This window comes from Wolbachia endosymbiont of Pentalonia nigronervosa (genome assembly GCF_014534705.1).
Classification (GTDB): domain Bacteria; phylum Pseudomonadota; class Alphaproteobacteria; order Rickettsiales; family Anaplasmataceae; genus Wolbachia.
The window spans coordinates 1-3,151 of sequence record NZ_JACVWV010000101.1; the positions used below are offsets into that span (position 1 = coordinate 1).

2 protein-coding genes are annotated in these 3,151 nt (G+C 32.4%); one reads left to right on the top strand and one right to left on the bottom strand.

Annotated features, from left to right (window positions below):
• Positions 1–181 (top strand): transposase (locus tag IC220_RS06660; RefSeq protein ID WP_188152748.1); only part of this gene is annotated, 181 nt, incomplete at its 5' end.
• Here the strand turns inward: IC220_RS06660 and IC220_RS06665 are convergent.
• On the bottom strand, positions 112–2,283 hold the full coding sequence (locus IC220_RS06665; protein ID WP_188153685.1) for an OTU domain-containing protein: 2,172 nt from the start codon (positions 2,281–2,283) through the stop codon (positions 112–114). The genes IC220_RS06660 and IC220_RS06665 overlap by 70 nt on opposite strands.
• Positions 2,284–3,151 lie beyond the last annotated feature (868 nt).

A 3,151-nucleotide genomic window follows, 5' to 3' on the forward strand; every position in this document is an offset into this window, starting at 1 on the left:
ACGTTCCAATAGAAAAACACCAAGAGAATACGATAAAGAGCTTTATAAAGAGAGAAATCTCATCGAAAGAATGTTCAATAAACTCAAGAATTTTCGTAGGGTTGCTACTCGTTATGATAAATTAGCTATTTCTTTCTTATCTTTTGTCCATATTGCTTCTATATATCTTTGGTTAAAATAAATGTCGACACTACCTAATTTTTTTTCTTGTAAGTTGCCACTCAGTACTGCATTAATCAGTTCTTTTTCAAGCGTTATTTCATAATCATAGTCAGAAGAGTCAGAATTGCTTCTGGAAGAATGTAAATTACTATTTCCTTCTAAACCATAAACTTCTTTTAATGGTGCTTTATTTTTCTCTTTTTCATTATCACTATCAATCAAGTCAGGAGAATTAAGATTTATTTGATGATGCTGAGCAGAATCAATGGGCTGATTACCTCGACTAGACTGACGATTATCAGAAGAAGATTGCTGATTTCCTTGCCACGATGATAAACCTCCTGGTTGCTGAGGTAATAAATGTTCAGTAGACTCCTGTAAACTCATTACTCTACGTAGAGGCTTTGCCGATAATTTTTTTCCTTTTAATCTCTCTAGAAATTCTACTCCTCCGGTATACACACTCATCAACGCATAATATGTTGCCCACCAACCACAATCGCTACCATTCATTTGCTGACCAGTTGAGTCTCGAAGATTCTTAAAATCAATTTCTTCTTCTGTACAAAAAGGCATTAACCTTATCTGTGTTTCACCAGTATCAGTTTTTTCAGTAATTTCACCACCTTCTGTTAAAAACTTCTTTAAATCTTCAGGAAAAGAGTTATGACTGTCAAAAAAGAGAACTTGATATTTGTCATTGTTTATTTCTTTACCTGATAAGCTAGCATATTTTTTAGGCAACAGCACCCAACTAATCCAATGACTACCACCTTCGTGATTAACATCAGTAGGACTTTGAGCAAGTACTGTACCAGTGTTAGAAATAACAATAAATGGTTTATCTAATGACTCTTTAGAGCCATAAAAATTATTCGTAATACCATCTCTTTTACAAATATGCTTAGCTATGTCATTTATACTTTCTTCGCTATCAAAACCAAAGTTATTTGGGCCAATATAATGAGCTAATTCATCACCATTAGTTTTAATTGCCTGATTTATATATGAATTTATTTGATCTATACCTGCCCATGTTTGAGGATTATCTGAATCATTATTATCAAATGTTACTGAATTTAATTTCTTGTAAACATCGGTTGCAGTGAAAGAATCTTGATTAGATTGAGCCTGTACTTGTGACTTCTGTTCTGCTCCTTCCTCAAAATCATAATTTTCTATATCTTCAATCAAAGAAAGACTGCTCCTATCTTCTAAACCATAAACTTCTTTTCTAGAAACTTTTACAGCTTCTTTAATGTCTTCTTCTAGGCCACTAAGAAGTGGTACAAAATGCTTCTTGTAATTTACTATTCTCACGACCTTTTCATTACTATCTTTATGTAACTGATCAAGATTCACTCCTTCTATAAAAACTTCTTGGTCATCACTGTCTGGTGTAATTTTAGTTACTGTAATTTTTTGACCATCCTCTTCATTCACTGAATAAAAATAAAGTTTTAATTTGTATTCATTAGAAATCATTTTTCCTTCAATTTCAGGTCTTCCCCATATATGGATAGGACCATTTTCTGTAGCCACCTTTTTAATACAGTCCAAATATTTCTTAAAAGTACCTTGCACATCTGGAACATAATTTCCTTTTTCATCCTTAATAGAACCAAGATGAGGAAAAGCAACATTTTTCTGTGGGACAAAATAGTCCCCTGCATCCTTTATAATTTTATCTCTGTATTTGCTAGCATTATTTGCACAAACTTCTCTCAGTGATTTTACATTAACCCTTTCACTATTTTTGATCAGACCTTTATCCTTTAACTCATTCAAGCCTTGAGCTACGGAATCAAAAAAACAATCTCCTGTTTTAAGTGCTACTCCTATTTTAAGGTCATCAGAGTAAGAACTTCTTAATTTATTTAATAAACCCTCAAGATTTTGTTTTTTTGACTGATCTTTTATCTCTTGAAAAATAGAAATAGGCTCCCTGAATTCTAGAGTACTATCACTGTCTGAACGTTTTAAACGTATTAAGTTAGATCTTTGTTGCAAAGCTTGCTTAACTAACTGCTTTGTATATTGTACTTCATCTAAATGCTCACTAACTTCTAAATTAAATTCTTCTTTTTTTAAATAGCTTGCTGGATACCTTGTCTTTAACATAAAACCCCCTTGTTGTTACACCAAAACCGATCATGATTGATTCATAACATAATAAATTATTAAACTTAACAATGCAAGCTTTTTGCATTTTGAAGCTGAAGTTAGCACTGACTGAAAACCCTTTATTTACTTTAGACACCAATTTCGTTAAATTTGACAACATTTTCCTCTCTATTCTCACGCACGTATATACTTTCATGTAAACAGAAATTACTAAAAAGCTGTCCAGTATGGCTGGTTTTGGCTATTTTATATAACGATTCTGAGAACAAGTTTTTTTGGAATCGCTTGGCCCACCACACTATCTTTCGAACTCGTCTATATTAGATTTGATGTAATCGTAAAATCCCCAATAATAGCCTGCTTTTCCCTGCTATACCTGTTGCCCTTCGCCTTTTATTATTTTCCGTAAAATACCTAAATTTTTACATAATACATTAACTTTAGAACTCTGTTCTCAACCGTATATATTTTTCACTTCGAAAAGATTTTTTCTTGCTTTATAAACCATTTCTACAGCAGCATTACGATCTGTTAGATGTAGTTAAATACCTTGTAGAGAAATGAGCTGATATTAAACCTCTTGCGAAACTAGGATAAAGGTAAAATCGGACATATTTTCACATAAGTCAAAGTTATGAAATCAGCGAAAGTTCCTGCTACCGCAATATAAGAAGATGTCTTGAAAAGAAATGAAAAGATAAATATACTAAAGCAAATGTAGAATTAAGAGGTAAAAAAATGTATCCAAGTGACATAAGTGACAAAGAATGGGAAATACTAGAGCCATACGTTGCACAAGGGGCAATAGGAAGGCCAAGAAAACACGATATTAGAGCGATTATTAATGCAATAAGATATATAATGA

What these genes read in the sequence shown, in the direction of transcription:
- IC220_RS06665 (WP_188153685.1), bottom strand. Translation starts at nt 2,283, where the DNA reads ATGTTAAAGACAAGGTATCCAGCAAGCTATTTAAAAAAAGAAGAATTT.